Source organism: Lysobacter sp. HA18, assembly GCF_054057595.1.
Map to the genome: position 1 here is coordinate 1,632,765 of NZ_JBSRZL010000001.1, position 16,039 is coordinate 1,648,803.

Below are 16,039 nucleotides of genomic sequence, written 5' to 3' on the forward strand. Positions count from 1 at the left end.
AACCGTTGCTTGGGCTCGACGGTCGCGGCTCCACGCGATCGACCGACATCCAGCAGTACCGGACAAGGGGCCCAATGGGCCCCTTGTTGTTTTCGGACGCGGCGCATGCCGCCCGGGAGTTGAGCGAATGGCGGACAAAGCCACACAGATCACCGCTCTTTTGACGCCGACCATCGAGGCCCTCGGGCTCGAACTGGTCGGTGTCGAGTACCTGCCTGCACCGGGCAGCGCAGTGCTTCGCCTGTACATCGACGTGACGCAGGACGCCGCGGCAGAAGGCCGCATGGTCACGATCGAGGATTGCGAAAGCGTCAGCCGCGAAGTGTCCGCGCAGCTCGACGTCGAAGATCCGATCACCGTGCATTACACGCTCGAAGTGTCGTCGCCCGGCGTCGATCGCCCGCTGTTCACCGCTGCGCAGTTCGCGCGGTTCGCGGGCGAGGAAGCGAAGGTCACGCTGAAGCTTCCGCAGGACGGCCGTCGTCGCCTGCAGGGCCGCATCGTCGGTGTCGAAGGCGACAACGTGCGCATGGATATCGAAGGGCTCGGCGGCCAGCGGCTCAACATCGATGTCGCCATCGGCAACGTCGAGAAGGCGCGCATCGTGCCGGACTGGGTCGCGCTGGGCCTCGCGCCCCAGAAGGAAAAGGGTCGTGGCGGCAAGGCCGCCAAGGCGCCGAAGAAGAACACCCAACCTAAGCCGGCGGATTCGAATCCGTCCGAGGCGGAGTAATCGAGATGAGCAAGGAACTTCTGATGGTCGTGGATGCGGTCGCCAACGAAAAGGGCGTCCCGCGCGACGTCATTTTCGATGCGATCGAAGCCGCGCTCGCGTCGGCTGCGAAGAAGCGCTACCACGACGAGGACGTGCTCGTGCGCGTCACCATCGACCGCAAGGACGGCAGCTACGAGACCTTCCGCCGCATGGAAGTCGTCGCCGACGACGTGGTGATGGAATCGCCGGATCGCCAGATCCGCATGATGGACGCGATCGACGAAGTCGAAGGCGTGGAAGTCGGCGACTTCATCGAAGAGCAGATCGAGAACCCGGACTTCGGCCGCATCGCCGCGCAGGCCGCCAAGCAGGTCATCGTGCAGAAGGTCCGCGAGGCCGAGCGCCAGCAGGTGATCGACGCGTGGAAGGATCGTGTCGGCGAGCTGGTGACGGGCATCGTCAAGCGCGTCGAGCGCGGCAACATCTATGTCGACCTCGGCGGCAACGCCGAAGCGATCATCCCGAAGGACAAGGGCATCCCGCGCGACGTGCTGCGTACCGGCGACCGCGTGCGCGGCTTCCTGTACGACGTGCGCCCGGAGCCGCGTGGCCCGCAGATCTTCATCAGCCGCGCCGCGCCCGAATTCATGATGGAGCTGTTCAAGCTCGAAGTGCCGGAAGTCGGCCAGGGCCTGGTCACGATCCGCGCCTGCGCGCGTGATCCGGGCGACCGCGCCAAGATCGCGGTGCTTGCACACGACAACCGCACCGATCCGATCGGCGCCTGCATCGGCATGCGCGGTTCGCGCGTGCAGGCCGTGAGCAACGAGCTCAACGGCGAGCGCGTCGACATCATCCTGTGGTCCGACAATCCGGCGCAGTTCGTCATCAATGCGATGGCGCCGGCCGAAGTGCAGTCGATCGTCGTCGACGAGGACAAGCACTCGATGGACCTCGCGGTCGCCGAAGAGCGCCTCGCGCAGGCGATCGGCAAGGGCGGCCAGAACGTGCGCCTCGCCAGCCGCCTGACGGGCTGGCAGCTCAACGTCATGACCGCCGACCAGGTGCAGGCCAAGAGCGAGGCCGAGCAGGCCGCGTCGCGCCAGCTGTTCGTCGACAAGCTCGAAGTCGACGAGGAAATCGCCGGCATCCTGGTGTCGGAAGGCTTCAACACGGTCGAGGAAATCGCCTACGTGCCGGTCGGCGAACTGCTGGCGATCGAAGGCTTCGACGAGGACATCGTCGAAGAGCTGCGCTCGCGCGCCCGCGACTCGCTGCTCAACGACGCGCTGGCCGAGGAAGAGTCGCTGGAAGGCCAGATGCCGGCCGACGACCTGCTGGCGCTCGAGGGCATGGACGAGGCGACCGCGCATGCGCTGGCCGCCAACGGCATCCGGACCAGCGAGGACCTGTCGGACCTCGGCGCGGACGAGGTGGTGGAGTTCGGCATCGAGGGTCTCGACGAGGCCCGCGCGGCCGCTCTGATCCTCGCGGCACGCGCCGAAGAAATCGCACGACTCGAGCGCGGCGAGTAAGCCGCGCCATCGGGCCGCTGCCGCAGGGCGGACGGCGGCCCGGGTGACGGGGGCGGACCACCCACCCGCGCTAGAATTCAATGGATAGCCCGGCCTCGGCCGCGCAACGAGAACACGGAAACCGAATGTCGCAGCAAACCACGATTCGCAAGCTCGCCGAACTGGTCAATACGCCGGTCGAGAAGCTGTTGGAGCAGCTGGCGGAAGCCGGCATGAGCTTCAGCGGCCCCGATCAGGTCGTGACCAGCATGGAGAAGGTGAAGCTGCTCGGCTTCCTGAAGCGTGCGCACGGCAAGAGCGATGCGGCGGCCGCCGAGGTCGACGCACCCAAGAAGATCACGCTCAACCGCAGCCGCAAGCAGGAAATCACTGTCGGCGGTGGCAAGGCCAAGCAGACGGTCGACGTCGTCGTCCGCAAGAAGGTGACGCTGGTACGCGACGCCAACTCGCCTGGCGGCGGCCCGACCGACGAACGCGCCGAGATCCTGCGCAAGCTCGAGGAGTCGCGTCAGCGCAACCTCGACGAGCAGCAGCGCCTGGCGGAGTCCGACCGTCGGCGCGCCGAGGAAATCGAGCGCGCACGTCAGGAAACCGAAGCGGCCGCCCGCGCGCGCCTCGAAGCCGAGCGCGCAACCGCCGCTGCCGCCGAGGGCGAAGCGGAAGTCCGCCGTCCTGCCGCCGCTGCCGGCCATGCGCACGGCCGTCCCGCGCCGCGCGCTGCCGAGCCCGCACGTGCCCCGGCGCACGACCCGAAGCACAAGACCCGCGGCTCGCACGCGATGGTCGCAGGCGTTGAGGACGACGACCGCGCCAGCCGCTTTGCCGGCCAGATGCACCTCAGCGCCTCCGAGCGCGCCCGTCGTGGCGCCGCCCGTGGCAAGCCGAAGACCCAGCAGCGTCGCCAGCCGGACCAGAGCCGTACGGGTTCGGGCTTCCAGCGCCCGACCGCACCGGTGCGCCGCGAAGTCGCCATCGGCGACACGGTGACCGTTGCCGAGCTCGCGCAGAAGCTCGCGCTCAAGGGCGGTGACGTCGTGAAGGCGCTCTTCAAGATGGGCGTGATGGCGACCATCAACCAGACCGTCGACCACGACACCGCGGTGCTCGTGACCGAGGAACTGGGCCATACCGCAGTCCGCGCGTCCGAAAATTCGGCCGAAGAGCTGCTGATCGCGCACGTCGAGGATGTGCAGGGCGACAAGACCCCGCGTCCGCCCGTCGTCACGATCATGGGCCACGTCGACCACGGCAAGACCTCGCTGCTCGACTACATCCGTCGCACCAAGGTGGCGTCGGGCGAAGCCGGCGGCATCACGCAGCACATCGGTGCGTACCACGTCGAAACGGCGAAGGGCGTCATCAGCTTCCTCGACACCCCGGGCCACGCCGCGTTCTCCGCGATGCGTGCCCGCGGCGCCAAGCTGACGGACATCGTGGTGCTGGTCGTCGCTGCCGATGACGGCGTCATGCCGCAGACCGTTGAAGCGGTGCAGCACGCGAAGGCTGCCGGCGTGCCGGTGGTCGTCGCCGTCAACAAGATCGACAAATCGGACGCCGACCCGAGCCGCGTCAAGAACGAACTGCTCGCCTACGACCTCGTCGCCGAGGAATTCGGTGGTGACGTGCAGATGGTCGAACTGTCCGCGAAGACCGGGCAGGGCATCGACGATCTGCTCGATGCGATCTCGCTGCAGGCCGAAGTCCTAGAGCTGCGCGCGGTTCCGACCGGTCGTGCGACCGGTGTCGTCATCGAATCGTCGCTCGACAAGGGCCGCGGACCGGTCGCCACGCTGCTGGTGCAGTCGGGCCAGTTGCAGAAGGGCGACTACGTGGTCTGCGGCGTGCAGTACGGCCGCGTGCGTGCGCTGTTCGACGAGACCGGCCAGCAGGTGCAGTCGGCGGGTCCGTCGATTCCGGTGCAGGTCCTCGGTCTCTCGGGCGTTCCGGATGCGGGCGACGATCTGGTCGTCGTCGACGACGAGCGCCTCGCCAAGGACGTCGCGCAGCAGCGTGACACCAAGCGTCGCGAGCATCGTCTCGTCGCGCAGCCGGGCAACCGCATGGAAGACATCCTTGCGCAGATGGGCGAGGGCGCCGGCCAGCTCAACCTCAACCTCGTCGTCAAGGCGGACGTGCAGGGCTCCGTGCAGGCACTTCGCGACGCACTGACCGGCCTGTCGAACGACCAGATCCGCATCAACGTGATCGGTTCGGGCGTCGGTGGCATCACCGAGTCCGATGCGCAGCTGGCGGCGACGTCGAAGGCCACGGTCATCGGCTTCAACGTCCGTGCCGACGCGTCGGCACGTAAGGTCATCGAGAACCAGGGCGTCGACCTGCGCTACTTCTCGATCATCTACGACGTCATCGACCAGGTGAAGCAGATCGCGTCGGGCGTGCTCGGCGTCGAGATCCGCGAAGAGATCATCGGTACCGCCGAGGTTCGCGACGTGTTCCGCTCCTCGAAGTTCGGTGCGGTGGCGGGTTCCATGGTCATCGAAGGTGTCATCCGTCGCGGCAAGCCGATTCGCGTGCTTCGGCAGGAAACGGTCATCTTCGAAGGCGAGCTGGAATCGCTGCGCCGCTTCAAGGAGAACGTCGACGAAGTGCGTAACGGCACCGAGTGCGGCATCGGCGTCAAGGCCTACAACGACGTCAAGCCGGGCGACAAGATCGAGTGCTTCGAGCGCATCGAAGTGCAGCGCACGCTGTAATCCATGCCTTCCAAGAGCTTCCATAGAACCGACCGCGTTTCCGCCCAGCTCCGCCGTGAGCTGGGCACGCTCGTGCACGAGGCCGTGCGCGAGCTGGGGCTGCCGTCGGTCAGCGTTTCCGACGTCGAAATCACCCGTGACATGGCGCACGCCAAGGTCTTCGTCACCGCGCTGCAGCCCGAGCGTGCGGACGAAGCGCTGAAGGGCCTTAAAGAGGCCGGCAAGCAGATCCGTTACGAGCTCGGCCGTGCGATGAAACTGCGGCACGTGCCGGAGCTGCACTTCCATTACGACGCCTCGTTCGACCGCGGCGAGCGCATCGAGCAGTTGCTGCAGGCGAATCCGCGCATCGACGAGACGTCGGGTACCGACGACGCTGCGTCCACGCCCGAAGCCTGAGCAACGCGCGTGAGTCGCAAGACGCGATTCCGTCGTCTGGACGGCATCCTGCTGCTCGACAAGCCGTCGGGCATGAGCTCGAACCAGGCGCTGCAGCGCGTCCGCCATCTTTTCCGCGCCGAAAAGGCCGGGCATACCGGTAGTCTCGATCCGCTGGCGACCGGGCTGCTGCCGGTCTGTTTCGGCGAGGCAACGAAGATCGCGGGCCTACTGCTCGGCGCGCACAAGGCCTACGAGACGGTCGCTCGACTCGGCGCTACCACCGATACGGACGATGCAGACGGCGTCGTGCTGCGCGAGCGGCCGATTCCGTCGCTTGATGACGACGCGATCCGATCTGCGATGTCGTCGTTCGAAGGCCGCATCCGCCAGCGCGCGCCGATCTACTCGGCGCTGAAGCAGGGCGGTGAGCCGCTTTATGCGCGCGCGCGGCGCGGCGAGGCCGTCGAGGCACCGGAGCGCGAGGTCGATGTCGCTTCGTTTCGCCTGATCGCCCGCGATGGCGATGACCTGACGCTGTCGGTCGAATGCGGGTCGGGCACCTATGTACGGAGCCTCGTGCGCGACTTGGGCGAAGCGCTCGGCTGCGGCGCGCACGTGACGGCGCTGCGGCGGCTTTGGGTCGATCCATTCCGCACGCGACGGATGTGGACGCTCGAGGCGCTGCAGTCGCTCGCCGCGGACGACGAAGCGGCACTGGACGGCTGCCTCATGTCGATCGAAGAAGCGGTCGCGCATCGCGCGCAGGTCGCCCTCGACGCCGATGAAACCCGCCGGTTCGGGTATGGGCAGTCCATCGACTGGTCGCAAGCGGCCGTCGCACAACTGCCAGCCGTGCAGAGTCCGGTGGAATCGAGTGCTGCCGCGCATGGCGACGCCGGTTTGCTTGTCGTCACCGGGCCCGACGGTCGCGTGATCGGTTTGGCGAATGTCCACGACGGCCGCCTGCGTCCCCAGCGGCTTTTCAGTTGGGCGTCGACGCCCGCCGCTTAGCGGTCGATCGATGTTTCGCCTTGTTGGGGTCGAGCCCCGCGGCTACAATACGCGCGCCCTTTCGGGCACCCCTTTATTTCACCCGGCGGACCATGCGGTGCGTCAGCGACGTCAGTTTCGTCGCCGATTGCCTCTGCGGGTCCCGCGTCTCAAGGAAAACTGATGTCCATCGACACCTCCAAGGTTATTGGCGAGCACGCCCGCGGCACCAACGACACGGGCTCGCCGGAAGTGCAGGTCGCTCTGCTCACCGCGCGCATCGAGCAGCTCACCGGCCACTTCAAGATCCACAAGCAGGATCACCACAGCCGTCGTGGCCTGCTGCAGATGGTCAACCGCCGTCGCAGCCTGCTCGACTACCTGAAGCGCAAAGACAACGAGCGCTACAAGGCCCTGATCGAGAAGCTCGGTCTGCGCCGCTAAAGAAACACCGACCGCGGCGCAGTGATGCGCCGCGGTTCGTTTTTGGGTAACGAAAAGCAGTACGGCCGGGGCAGGGGCTCCGGACGAACCAAAGCGATACAAGGGAATAACAACGTGGCGAAAATTACCAAGACCTTCCAGTACGGCGCCCACCAGGTCACGCTGGAGACCGGCGAAATTGCCCGTCAGGCGGGCGGCGCGGTCCTCGTGAAGATGGACGACACCGTGGTGCTCGTTTCGGCCGTCGCGGCCAAGACGGCACGGGAAGGCCAGGACTTCTTCCCGCTCACCGTCGACTACCAGGAGCGTTTCTACGCCGGTGGTCGCATTCCGGGCGGCTTCTTCAAGCGCGAAGGCCGCCAGACGGAGAAGGAGACGCTGATCTCGCGCCTCATCGACCGTCCGATCCGCCCGCTCTTCCCGGAAGAGTTCAAGAACGAAGTCCAGATCATCGCCACCGTGGTTTCGATGAACCCGGAAGTCGACGGTGACATCCCGGCGCTGCTCGGCGCGTCCGCCGCCATGGCGCTCACCGGTGCACCATTCCAGGGCCCGATCGGTGCTGCGAAGGTCGGCTACATCGACGGCCAGTACGTGCTGAACCCGACCGCCGCGCAGCTGAAGGAATCGGCGCTGGAACTCGTCGTCGCCGGTACCAAGGACGCCGTGCTGATGGTCGAATCGGAAGCCGACGTGCTGTCGGAAGACGTGATGCTCGGCGCCGTGATGTTCGGTCACCAGGCATCGCAGATCGCGATCAACGCGATCAACGAACTCGTCGCCGAAGCAGGCACGCAGTCGTGGAACTGGGAAGCGCCCGCGAAGAACGAGTCCATGATCGACGCGCTGCGTAACGCCGTCGGGGACCGCCTGAGCGCCGCGTACCAGATCGTCAACAAGGCCGAGCGCCGTACGTCGATCCAGACGCTGAAGAAGGCGGCCATGGAAGTGCTACAGCCGCACGTCGAGTCGAACGGCTGGAACACCGCCGACGTCTCGAAGGAATTCGGCGAGCAGGAATACCAGACGATGCGCAACTCGGTGCTTCGCACCCGCAAGCGCATCGACGGCCGCGACCTGACCACCGTTCGCCCGATCACCTCGCGCGTCGGCGTGCTGCCGCGTACGCACGGCTCGTCGCTGTTCACGCGTGGCGAGACGCAGGCGCTCGTGGTCGCAACGCTCGGTACCGCGCGCGACGGCCAGATCATCGATGCCGTCTCGGGCGAGTACAAGGAACACTTCCTGTTCCATTACAACTTCCCTCCGTACTCGGTGGGCGAGACGGGCCGCATGATGGGCCCGAAGCGTCGCGAGATCGGCCACGGCCGTCTTGCCAAGCGCGGCATTCTCGCTGTCATGCCGACGATGGAAGAGTTCCCGTACACCATCCGCGTCGTGTCGGAGATCACCGAGTCGAACGGTTCGTCGTCGATGGCATCGGTCTGCGGTTCGTCGCTGGCGCTGATGGACGCGGGCGTGCCGATCAAGGCGCCGGTCGCGGGTATCGCGATGGGCCTGATCAAGGAAGGCAACGACTTCGCCGTGCTGTCCGACATCCTCGGTGACGAAGATCACCTCGGCGACATGGACTTCAAGGTCGCCGGTACGTCGGAAGGCATCACCGCCCTGCAGATGGACATCAAGATCCAGGGCATCACCGAAGAGATCATGCGCATCGCGCTCGACCAGGCCAAGCAGGGTCGCCTGCACATCCTCGGCGAGATGGCGAGCGCGCTGACCACGCCGCGCACCGAGCTGTCCGAGTACGCGCCGCGCCTGCTCACGATGAAGATCCACCCGGACAAGATCCGCGAAGTCATCGGCAAGGGTGGCGCGACCATCCAGTCGATCACCAAGGAAACCGGTACGCAGATCGACATCCAGGACGACGGCACCATCGTCATCGCCTCGGTCAACGCCGCCGCCGCGCAGGCCGCGAAGGCGCGCATCGACCAGATCGTCTCGGACGTCGAGCCGGGCCGCATCTACGAAGGCAAGGTCGCGAAGATCATGGACTTCGGTGCGTTCGTCACGATCCTGCCGGGCAAGGACGGGCTGGTGCACGTGTCGCAGATCTCCAACGAGCGCGTCGAGAAGGTCAGCGACAAGCTCAAGGAAGGCGACGTGGTGAAGGTCAAGGTGCTGGAAGTCGACAAGCAGGGCCGCATCCGCCTGTCGATGAAGGCCGTCGAGGAAGGCGAGGGCGTCGCAGCGGAGTAATCGCTGCGGTCATTGCTGGAATTGGAGAAGGCGGGCTTCGGCCCGCTTTTTCTTTGGGCCGTGTTTCTAGCCTTCTACTTCGCGAGGCCTCAACGTTCGTGCGACTGACGCGCCCGCGGGCATAGACGGAAGGCGTTTCGTCCGCTGAAGCGGCCGAGTCACTTTTCTTTGCTCGTGCAAAGAAAAGTAACCAAAAGAAAGCACTTTTCCCCGACGGATCTACAGCTCGCGAGCGGGCGGCATTGTCGCGATCGCCACACTCGGCATCCTGCCTCGGGTGGCAACGGCCGACGTCCTGTCGGCCGCCCCTTCGGGGTCTTCACCGATTGCGCGGCTTTTGAGGTGGAAGCGCGAAGCACGCGTCTGACGCGTTAGCTCGGTTGCTCGATGTCCGCAGTGGGTAATGGCGCCTCGGCGAGACATTGCGACGTCGCGCTTAAGCGCATCCGTTGCGGAAAGTACTTGGGCCTTGACGCCACGCGTTCGGCGGTTGTCTTTAAGTCGATTCGATCCGCGGCATCAACTGAACACTGGAGCCAACACGCAACTGCGAGCTGCAACGGGTCAGTACCACCCGCGCGACGCGCAAGCGAGCGCAAGTGCGAGTTCGCGTCGCGACTCAAATCGTGGGACCCGAAGGGCGGCGGACATGGGTGGCCGCCGTCCGCACCCGAGCCAGGATGGCGAGTGTGCGGATCGTGTGGAACTACAACCTGCGTGCTGTAGATCTGATCGGGGAAGGTGCTTTCTTTTGGTTACCTTTTCTTTGCACCGGCAAAGAAAAGTGACTCGGGCGCGTCAGCGCACGAAACGCTTCCGACGTTGCCTTTCATCAGCGCAAGCTAGAACGACGGTCTTCAAGCACACGGCGCGCCGGTCGACGCCGCCAGCCGGCCAATCAGAACATCCGCCGCAACACTTGATCCCGCACCGACCCACCACGCGCCCGCAGACCCTGCTCGATCGCAACATCCTGCTCGCTCTGCACCGGCGCATCCACCGCACTCACCGACGAACTCGCCATCATCGGCGCCATCGCAGCCGCCATGTCGGCACCCTGCATGATCCCGAGCGGCGTGTAACCGCTGTAGCCCGGGAAAATCGTCGACAGGTTGTTGTTGCCCATCCGGCGAATCAGGATCTCCGAGACGACGCGTCGGTAGTCGGTGGTGACCGGAAGGTCGCCATTCGCCGCTGCGATCACGGTGTCGGTAAGCCCCGGCCACTGGCCGTAGAAGCGACGACCGTTCACCGGGCCACCCATCACGAGCATCGGATTGCCGTAGCCATGGTCAGTGCCGCCGGCGGCGTTCTGCCGCATGCGTCGACCGAATTCGGACATCACGATCGTCGTGACGCGCGGCGCGTTGCCGTTCGCTTCCAGTTCCGCCTGGAACGCCGACAACGCCTGCGAGAGCTCGGCAATCTTGTTCTGGTAGTAGTGATAGCCCGAGCCCGCCGTGCCCTGCGCGTCGTGCGTGTCCCAGCCGCCGAGGTCGACGGCGGCATAGCGCAGGCCGACGCCGAACTTGATCGACTGCGCGACGGTCCACAGCTCGTTGCCGATCTGCGTGCTCGGCCACGTCGACGGCAGTGCGCCGTACGGCTGTGCCGCGACCACGCGCAATGCCTGCTCGGCGAGCGCGCCGTTCGATTCGATTGACGTCTGCCCGCCCCACAACTGCTTGAGGGTTTCCTGCATGCCGACGAGACCCGCCGGTGAATCCGAGCGCGTCTTCATCCCCACGCCCACGCGCCGAGGTTGAGCTGGAAGTCCGTCGGGCTGTCCATCGTGATCGCGCGCGTCGTGCCGTTGAGCGACACGGGCTCGCGCGGCATGCAGGCCAGCGCGGCCATGCTCGAGCCGGCGATGTTCGGCTGTGTCGCGATAGCACGCGCCATCCAGCCGGTGTTGAGCCCGCGTGCGACGCCCTGTTCGATCGCCATCTGCGCATCGAAGTGGCTGCGCGATGCCGACGTCATCAAGCCCGCGGCATGCACGACGGCGACACGACCCGCATTCCACAGATCGCGCAGGCCCGTCGCCGAGGGATGCAGACCGAAGCTGCTCGCGCTGCCGTCGCTGTACGTCAGCGGCAACGCGCCGTACGTGCCGCTCGCGGCGATGTTGAGGTTCGGTCGCACCGTCTCGTAATAAGCGCGGTCGCTGCTTCCCATCGGCACGACGAAGTTGAGGCCGTCCATCGCGCCGCGCAGGAACAGCATGACGACGACATCGCCGTCGCCGCTCGCCGCGCGTGCGTCGTTGCCGAACATGAGTCGCGGGCCGGCGGCCGCGGTTGCGGCGGTCGCGCAGACGCCCTTGAGGAACTGTCGACGTGTGAATCGTGGCGTATGCATGGCGTCGCCCTCAGCGGCTCAGGAATTCGGGCGAGAGCAGGATCATCGACACCGTGCTCTTGAGCCGCGACTGGTTGTAGTGCTTCTTGAAGTCGCTGCCGGACCAGACTTCGTTATCGGCGATCACGTACGTCGCCGGGTCGCCGTTCTGCGCGAGGAATTTCGTCAGCACGTTGCGACGCGCCGCATCCGGCGTGTAGCCGAGCAGGCGGCCACACCAGTAATCGACGAGGTTGTTCGCGGTCCACGAGCCCGCGGCGACGTTCGCACGCGTTTCCTGCAGCACCGGCAGCAACGAAAAACCGCCGTCGGTGGTGTCGGTGAGCCAGTCGAGCATTCGCCATGTCTGGCCGTAGCTGTTCGAGCCCGACCACGGCGCGGTGATGTCGGGATAGCCGTTCGGCGCAGGCCAGCCGAAGGGCGTGTGTCCGGTGAAGCCGAAGCGCCAGACGAATTCGTCGCTGCGTTCGCCGGTGGTGGCGAGCGTCCAATCCGAACCGCCCGCGCGCATCGCCGCGACGATCGCGGTGAACGGCTTGCGCGTCTTGTTGCCCCACGCGTTGTACATCTCGGTGGAGTTGAGGATGTGGCGCAGCACTCTCGTCAGCTGGTCCGGCGCCTGCCAGTTGTCGCGGAACACCTGCGCCGCGCTCCAGATCAGCGACTGCGACGGCGTGTCGCTGATGAAGCGTCGGATGATCTTCGCGCAGATGTGGCGCGCGACCGCCGGATGCGAGGCGAGGCGATCCAGGACGTCGCGGCCGTCCTTCATGTCCGGCTGCTCGGGGACGAGCTGCTTGCCGAGGATGGTCTTCGGGTTGGTGTCATGCCACGCGGCGCGATAGACGAAGCTGCCGTCGTTCTCGTTCGGGAACTGCCAATTGCCGTCGCGCAGCGTCCAACCGGTAAATGCGGCGGCGACTTCGTAGACGTCGATGTCGGTGTAGCCGGCGGGGTAGCTCGAATCGGCTGGGTCGCGCGGGATCGTCGCCGGGTCCTGGAAGCCGTAGTAGTTCTCGCTGCCGAGCGTGTGCAGCTCCATCAGCTCGCGCGCCCAGTTCTCGTTCTGGCCGGCCTTGGTGTTTGAGTAGTTGTCGAGGAAGTAGAGCATCGACGGGCTCTTGGCCACGTCCTCGAGCATCGTGCGGAAATTGCCGAACGCGTTCTTGCGGATGACGTCGCGATCGAAATGCGGAAACACCGGGCCCGCGGAGTAGTCGTAACCGAACACGCTGAAGTGGTCGTGCCAGAAGTCGACGGTCATCTCGAACAACTGGCGTCGCGAATAGGTTGCACGCACGAACGCGGCGCGCTGCATTTCAAGCGCCGGCAGCATGCGCACTTCCCAGGCGGGATTCGGCACGACGTGGTCGGCCCAGAGCTGCGGGAGTGACTTACCGAGCGTGACGTAGCCGCCGCGCGAGAGACGTGCGGCGACCGCGCTGTCGTCGATGGACGTGTAGTCGAGCTGCCAGTCGACCCAGTTCGCGAGGCGCTGCGGGTCGGTCGAGCCGAGGCCCTGGAATTCGGCCAGCGATGTCTTGGTCGGGCCGAAGCTCAGGTTGCGCAGCATGCGTACCGCGAACGGCGCACGGGCGAGGGTGAGCACCTCGGCGGGCAGTGCAGCACCGGCGCCCACCTCGGGCGCAACGCTGCGCACGAAGGGCTGGCTGCGGATGCGCAGGCCGTCGCCGTACTTCTGGGCCAGGGAGTAGACCGGGGCCGGGGCGCGGCGCGTGACCGTCCAGAACCCACCACGGCGGGCGACGCGGGCCGGCCGCATCGCATACATCGAACGCTTCATATCCTTCCCCTGGATCCCCCTCCAGCAGGAAGCACTATAGAAATCAACAGCTTGCCGAACCGGGTGCGCCGTCACGGCTACGTGTCAAAAATTTGGCGACCGCCGGTTGGAAATGTGAAGCAGCAGTGTTGCGTGCGTCACACTCGGTTTGGCACGCTGCCACGAAACCGCCGGATGCCCCGATGAAACGCCACTTCTCGATGATCCGCGACTTCCAGCTCGCGGACTGGTTCACCCTCGGCAACGCGTTCTGCGGCTCGGGCGCGGTCTTCGCGGCCATGCGTTTCCTGCAGGACGGCGTGGTGCGCGACCTGCTGTTCGGCATGGCGCTCATCCCGCTCGCGTTCGTGTTCGATGCGCTCGATGGGCGCGTCGCGCGCTGGCGTCAGTCGGCATCGACGCTCGGGCGCGAACTCGACTCGCTCGCCGACGTGATCTCGTTCGGCGTCGCACCTGCAGCGCTGGCCTACGCCTGCGGCCTGCAGGGCGGGTGGGACTGGATCGTGCTCAGCTACTTCGTCTGCTGCGGCGTGAGCCGCCTCGCGCGCTACAACGTCACCGCAGAGCAGCTCTCGGGCGGCGGCGACAAGGTGAAGTACTTCGAAGGCACGCCGATCCCGACCAGCCTGGTGCTCGTCATCGTGCTGGCGATCGCTGCGATGCGCGGCGCGCTCGGGTCGAGCACATGGGGCGGCGTCGTGCAGCTCGGGCCGTGGCAGCTGCACCCGCTGGTGCTGATGTTCGCGCTGTCCGGCTCGCTGATGATCAGCAAGACCGTGCATATCCCGAAACCGTAACCGGGCCGTACGACGCGTTCGTTATCATCGACGCTCGATCGGAGAACACCATGTCGACATCCCCGTTCGGAGCCGCCGGCTTCGGATTTCCCGCGTTCGATCCCGCCACGTTCGAGCGTCTCGGGCGTCAATGGCTTTCGGCCATGAGCCCGCAGCCCGCCGCGCCTGCGCCCGATCCGTTCGCATGGTGGAAGCCTGCCGCGCCGCAACCGGCGCCAGGCTTCGATCCGACCGCGCTCGCGAGCCAGTGGATGACGCAGATGCAGCAGCTCGCCGCGCAGTTCGGCAGCAGCGGCGAAGCGCAGGCGGCGGACATCGCGCGCGCCTGGCGTTCGATGCTGGGCGACAACCCGTTCGCGCAGTCCGGTTTCGCCAGCGCATTCATGCCGGCGGCCTTCTTCGGCGGCGCGCCGGGCGCAACGCGCGGACCGTTCGAGATGCCGGCGTTCGGCTTTACACGCGAGTCGCAAGAACGCATGCAGGCGTTCGGCAAGGCGACCGCCGATTTCCAGCAGGCGTCGCGCGCGTTCAACGCGATCGTCGCCGAAGCCGGGCAGGACGCGTTCTCGCGTTTCGAATCGCTGCTCGCCAAGCGCGGTACCGACGGCAAGCCGGTCGAATCCGCACGTGCGCTGTTCGATCTCTGGATCGATGCCGCGGAAGACGCGTATGCGGACATCGCGCTGAGCGACCGCTTCAAGGCCGCGTTCGGCGAATACATCAACGCACAAATGCGCGTTCGCGCGGCGATGCAGCAGGAAGTCGAACTGGCCTGCGCGCAGTGGGGCATTCCCGGCCGTTCGGAAGTCGACGCCGCGCATCGCAAGGTCGCGCAACTCGAGCGCGAGCTTCGCCGTCTTCGCGAAACGGTCGAAGCGATGTCGCAACCGGCACCCGATACACGCACCGCAGCGGAGCCCGAACCCGCCAAGCCCCGCGCCGCCAAGGCCGCGCCCCGCAAGACCGGTAAACGCTGATGGACAACCCGTTCGGATCGCCGATGAACATCGGCCTCGACGCGCTCGCGCGTGAAGCGCTGCAGACGCAGGCGCGCCTGCGCAAGGGCATGGAAACGCTTGCGACGCTCGATCCCGTCGACATCGGCGCAAGCGAACGCGAAGAGGTCTGGCGCGACGGCAAGGTCGCGGTCTACCGCTTCCGCCGCGACGGCGTGACACCGACCGAAACCGTGCCGCTGCTGATCGCCTACGCGCTGGTCAACCGCCCGTACATGGTCGACCTGCAGAGCGACAAATCGATCGTGCGCGGCCTGCTCGAGCGCGGGCAGGACGTCTACATCATCGACTGGGGCTATCCGGACCGTTCGGATCGTTACCAGACGATCGAGGATTACATCCAACGCTACCTCGGCGGTGCGGTGGATTACCTGCGCCGCGCGCATGGCGTCGATGCGATCAACCTGCTCGGCATCTGCCAAGGCGGCGCGTTCTCGCTGTGCTACGCCGCGCTGAATCCAAGCAAGGTGCGCAACCTCGTCACGATGGTGACGCCGGTCGACTTCCACACCGACGACAACATGCTCGCCGGCTGGGCGCGTTCGCTCGACATCGACCTGATGGTCGACACGCTGGGCAACGTGCCGGCGGATGTCATGAACTGGTGCTACCTCACGCTCAAGCCGTATCGGCTGCTCGTGCAGAAGTACGTCGGGCTGGTCGACATCCTCGAGGACAAGCGCGCGGTCGAGGATTTCCTGCGCATGGAAACGTGGATCTTCGATTCGCCGGACCTCATCGGCGAAGCGTTCCGCGAGTTCATGAAGCAGTTCTACCAGGAGAACGGCCTGGTCAAGGGCACGGTGCGCGTCGGTGATCGAACCGTCGACCTGAAGGCGATCGACATGCCGGTGTTCAACATCTACGCCGAGCAGGATCATCTTGTGCCGCCGTCAGCGTCGAAGCCGTTGCGCGGCCTCGTCGGCACCAAGGACTACAGCGAGCTCTCGTTCCGTGGCGGCCACATCGGCATCTACGTGTCGGGACGCGCGCAACGCGACATTCCGCAGGGCATCCACGACTGGTTGTCGCAGCGATCGAAGGGCGCCCGCTGACCGC

13 protein-coding genes are annotated in these 16,039 nt (G+C 66.1%); 10 read left to right on the plus strand and 3 right to left on the minus strand.

From position 1 onward, the window contains the following. Positions 1-127 precede the first annotated feature (127 nt). From rimP to pnp, 7 genes are all read left to right on the plus strand, one after another. Positions 128-733, plus strand: coding sequence for a ribosome maturation factor RimP (gene rimP, locus ACVWWW_RS08280; protein ID WP_027082992.1), 606 nt, complete (start codon positions 128-130; stop codon positions 731-733). 5 nt (positions 734-738) lie between these two features. Continuing rightward, positions 739-2,250 (plus strand): transcription termination factor NusA, encoded by a 1,512-nt coding sequence (gene nusA, locus ACVWWW_RS08285; RefSeq protein WP_027082993.1) that lies wholly within the window; start codon positions 739-741, stop codon positions 2,248-2,250. Between the two features lie 125 nt (positions 2,251-2,375). Next, on the plus strand, positions 2,376-4,964 hold the full coding sequence (gene infB, locus ACVWWW_RS08290; protein ID WP_027082994.1) for a translation initiation factor IF-2: 2,589 nt from the start codon (positions 2,376-2,378) through the stop codon (positions 4,962-4,964). 3 nt (positions 4,965-4,967) lie between these two features. Then, positions 4,968-5,363, plus strand: a complete 396-nt coding sequence (gene rbfA, locus ACVWWW_RS08295) for a 30S ribosome-binding factor RbfA (protein WP_027082995.1) — start codon at positions 4,968-4,970, stop codon at positions 5,361-5,363. Between the two features lie 9 nt (positions 5,364-5,372). Then, positions 5,373-6,356, plus strand: a complete 984-nt coding sequence (gene truB / locus ACVWWW_RS08300; protein WP_027082996.1) for a tRNA pseudouridine(55) synthase TruB — start codon at positions 5,373-5,375, stop codon at positions 6,354-6,356. 162 nt (positions 6,357-6,518) lie between these two features. Further along, a complete protein-coding gene (gene rpsO, locus ACVWWW_RS08305) occupies positions 6,519-6,779 on the plus strand; it encodes a 30S ribosomal protein S15 (RefSeq protein ID WP_027082997.1) in 261 nt (86 codons plus the stop codon). Positions 6,780-6,893: 114 nt separating this feature from the next. Continuing rightward, the gene (pnp, locus tag ACVWWW_RS08310) at positions 6,894-9,002 is read left to right on the plus strand and encodes a polyribonucleotide nucleotidyltransferase (RefSeq protein WP_027082998.1); all 2,109 of its coding nucleotides are present in this window, start codon (positions 6,894-6,896) and stop codon (positions 9,000-9,002) included. A gap of 898 nt (positions 9,003-9,900) precedes the next feature. Here the strand turns inward: pnp and ACVWWW_RS08315 are convergent. Genes ACVWWW_RS08315 through ACVWWW_RS08325 form a run of 3 tightly spaced genes read right to left on the minus strand, consistent with a single transcriptional unit; the run spans position 9,901 to position 13,167 of the window. Then, entirely contained in the window at positions 9,901-10,743 is an 843-nt protein-coding gene (locus tag ACVWWW_RS08315) for a DUF1501 domain-containing protein (protein WP_456998670.1), read from the minus strand. After that, the gene (locus ACVWWW_RS08320) at positions 10,740-11,363 is read right to left on the minus strand and encodes a DUF1501 domain-containing protein (protein WP_456998671.1); all 624 of its coding nucleotides are present in this window, start codon (positions 11,361-11,363) and stop codon (positions 10,740-10,742) included. Before ACVWWW_RS08320 ends, ACVWWW_RS08315 begins: the two co-directional genes overlap by 4 nt. Before the next feature lie 10 nt (positions 11,364-11,373). Then, a complete protein-coding gene (locus ACVWWW_RS08325; RefSeq protein WP_051235111.1) occupies positions 11,374-13,167 on the minus strand; it encodes a DUF1800 domain-containing protein in 1,794 nt (597 codons plus the stop codon). A 182-nt stretch (positions 13,168-13,349) separates the two neighbouring features. Between ACVWWW_RS08325 and ACVWWW_RS08330 the strand changes: the two genes are divergently transcribed. From ACVWWW_RS08330 to ACVWWW_RS08340, 3 genes are read left to right on the plus strand one after another with little or no spacing between them, the layout of a single operon-like run. Beyond that, on the plus strand, positions 13,350-13,964 hold the full coding sequence (locus ACVWWW_RS08330; protein ID WP_027083000.1) for a CDP-alcohol phosphatidyltransferase family protein: 615 nt from the start codon (positions 13,350-13,352) through the stop codon (positions 13,962-13,964). A 50-nt stretch (positions 13,965-14,014) separates the two neighbouring features. Continuing rightward, on the plus strand, positions 14,015-14,941 hold the full coding sequence (locus ACVWWW_RS08335; protein WP_051235113.1) for a poly(R)-hydroxyalkanoic acid synthase subunit PhaE: 927 nt from the start codon (positions 14,015-14,017) through the stop codon (positions 14,939-14,941). Beyond that, the gene (locus ACVWWW_RS08340; RefSeq protein ID WP_051235116.1) at positions 14,941-16,035 is read left to right on the plus strand and encodes a class III poly(R)-hydroxyalkanoic acid synthase subunit PhaC; all 1,095 of its coding nucleotides are present in this window, start codon (positions 14,941-14,943) and stop codon (positions 16,033-16,035) included. The genes ACVWWW_RS08335 and ACVWWW_RS08340 overlap by 1 nt, the downstream gene beginning before the upstream one ends. Positions 16,036-16,039 lie beyond the last annotated feature (4 nt).

Excerpts from the sequence above, each read along its gene's own strand:
- ACVWWW_RS08320 (WP_456998671.1), bottom strand. The coding sequence starts at position 11,363 with ATGCATACGCCACGATTCACACGTCGACAGTTCCTCAAGGGCGTCTGC.
- infB (WP_027082994.1), top strand. The coding sequence starts at position 2,376 with ATGTCGCAGCAAACCACGATTCGCAAGCTCGCCGAACTGGTCAATACG.
- ACVWWW_RS08325 (WP_051235111.1), bottom strand. The coding sequence starts at position 13,167 with ATGAAGCGTTCGATGTATGCGATGCGGCCGGCCCGCGTCGCCCGCCGT.
- ACVWWW_RS08330 (WP_027083000.1), top strand. The coding sequence starts at position 13,350 with ATGAAACGCCACTTCTCGATGATCCGCGACTTCCAGCTCGCGGACTGG.
- rimP (WP_027082992.1), top strand. The coding sequence starts at position 128 with ATGGCGGACAAAGCCACACAGATCACCGCTCTTTTGACGCCGACCATC.
- ACVWWW_RS08335 (WP_051235113.1), top strand. The coding sequence starts at position 14,015 with ATGTCGACATCCCCGTTCGGAGCCGCCGGCTTCGGATTTCCCGCGTTC.
- ACVWWW_RS08340 (WP_051235116.1), top strand. The coding sequence starts at position 14,941 with ATGGACAACCCGTTCGGATCGCCGATGAACATCGGCCTCGACGCGCTC.
- nusA (WP_027082993.1), top strand. The coding sequence starts at position 739 with ATGAGCAAGGAACTTCTGATGGTCGTGGATGCGGTCGCCAACGAAAAG.
- ACVWWW_RS08315 (WP_456998670.1), bottom strand. The coding sequence starts at position 10,743 with ATGAAGACGCGCTCGGATTCACCGGCGGGTCTCGTCGGCATGCAGGAA.
- rbfA (WP_027082995.1), top strand. The coding sequence starts at position 4,968 with ATGCCTTCCAAGAGCTTCCATAGAACCGACCGCGTTTCCGCCCAGCTC.
- rpsO (WP_027082997.1), top strand. The coding sequence starts at position 6,519 with ATGTCCATCGACACCTCCAAGGTTATTGGCGAGCACGCCCGCGGCACC.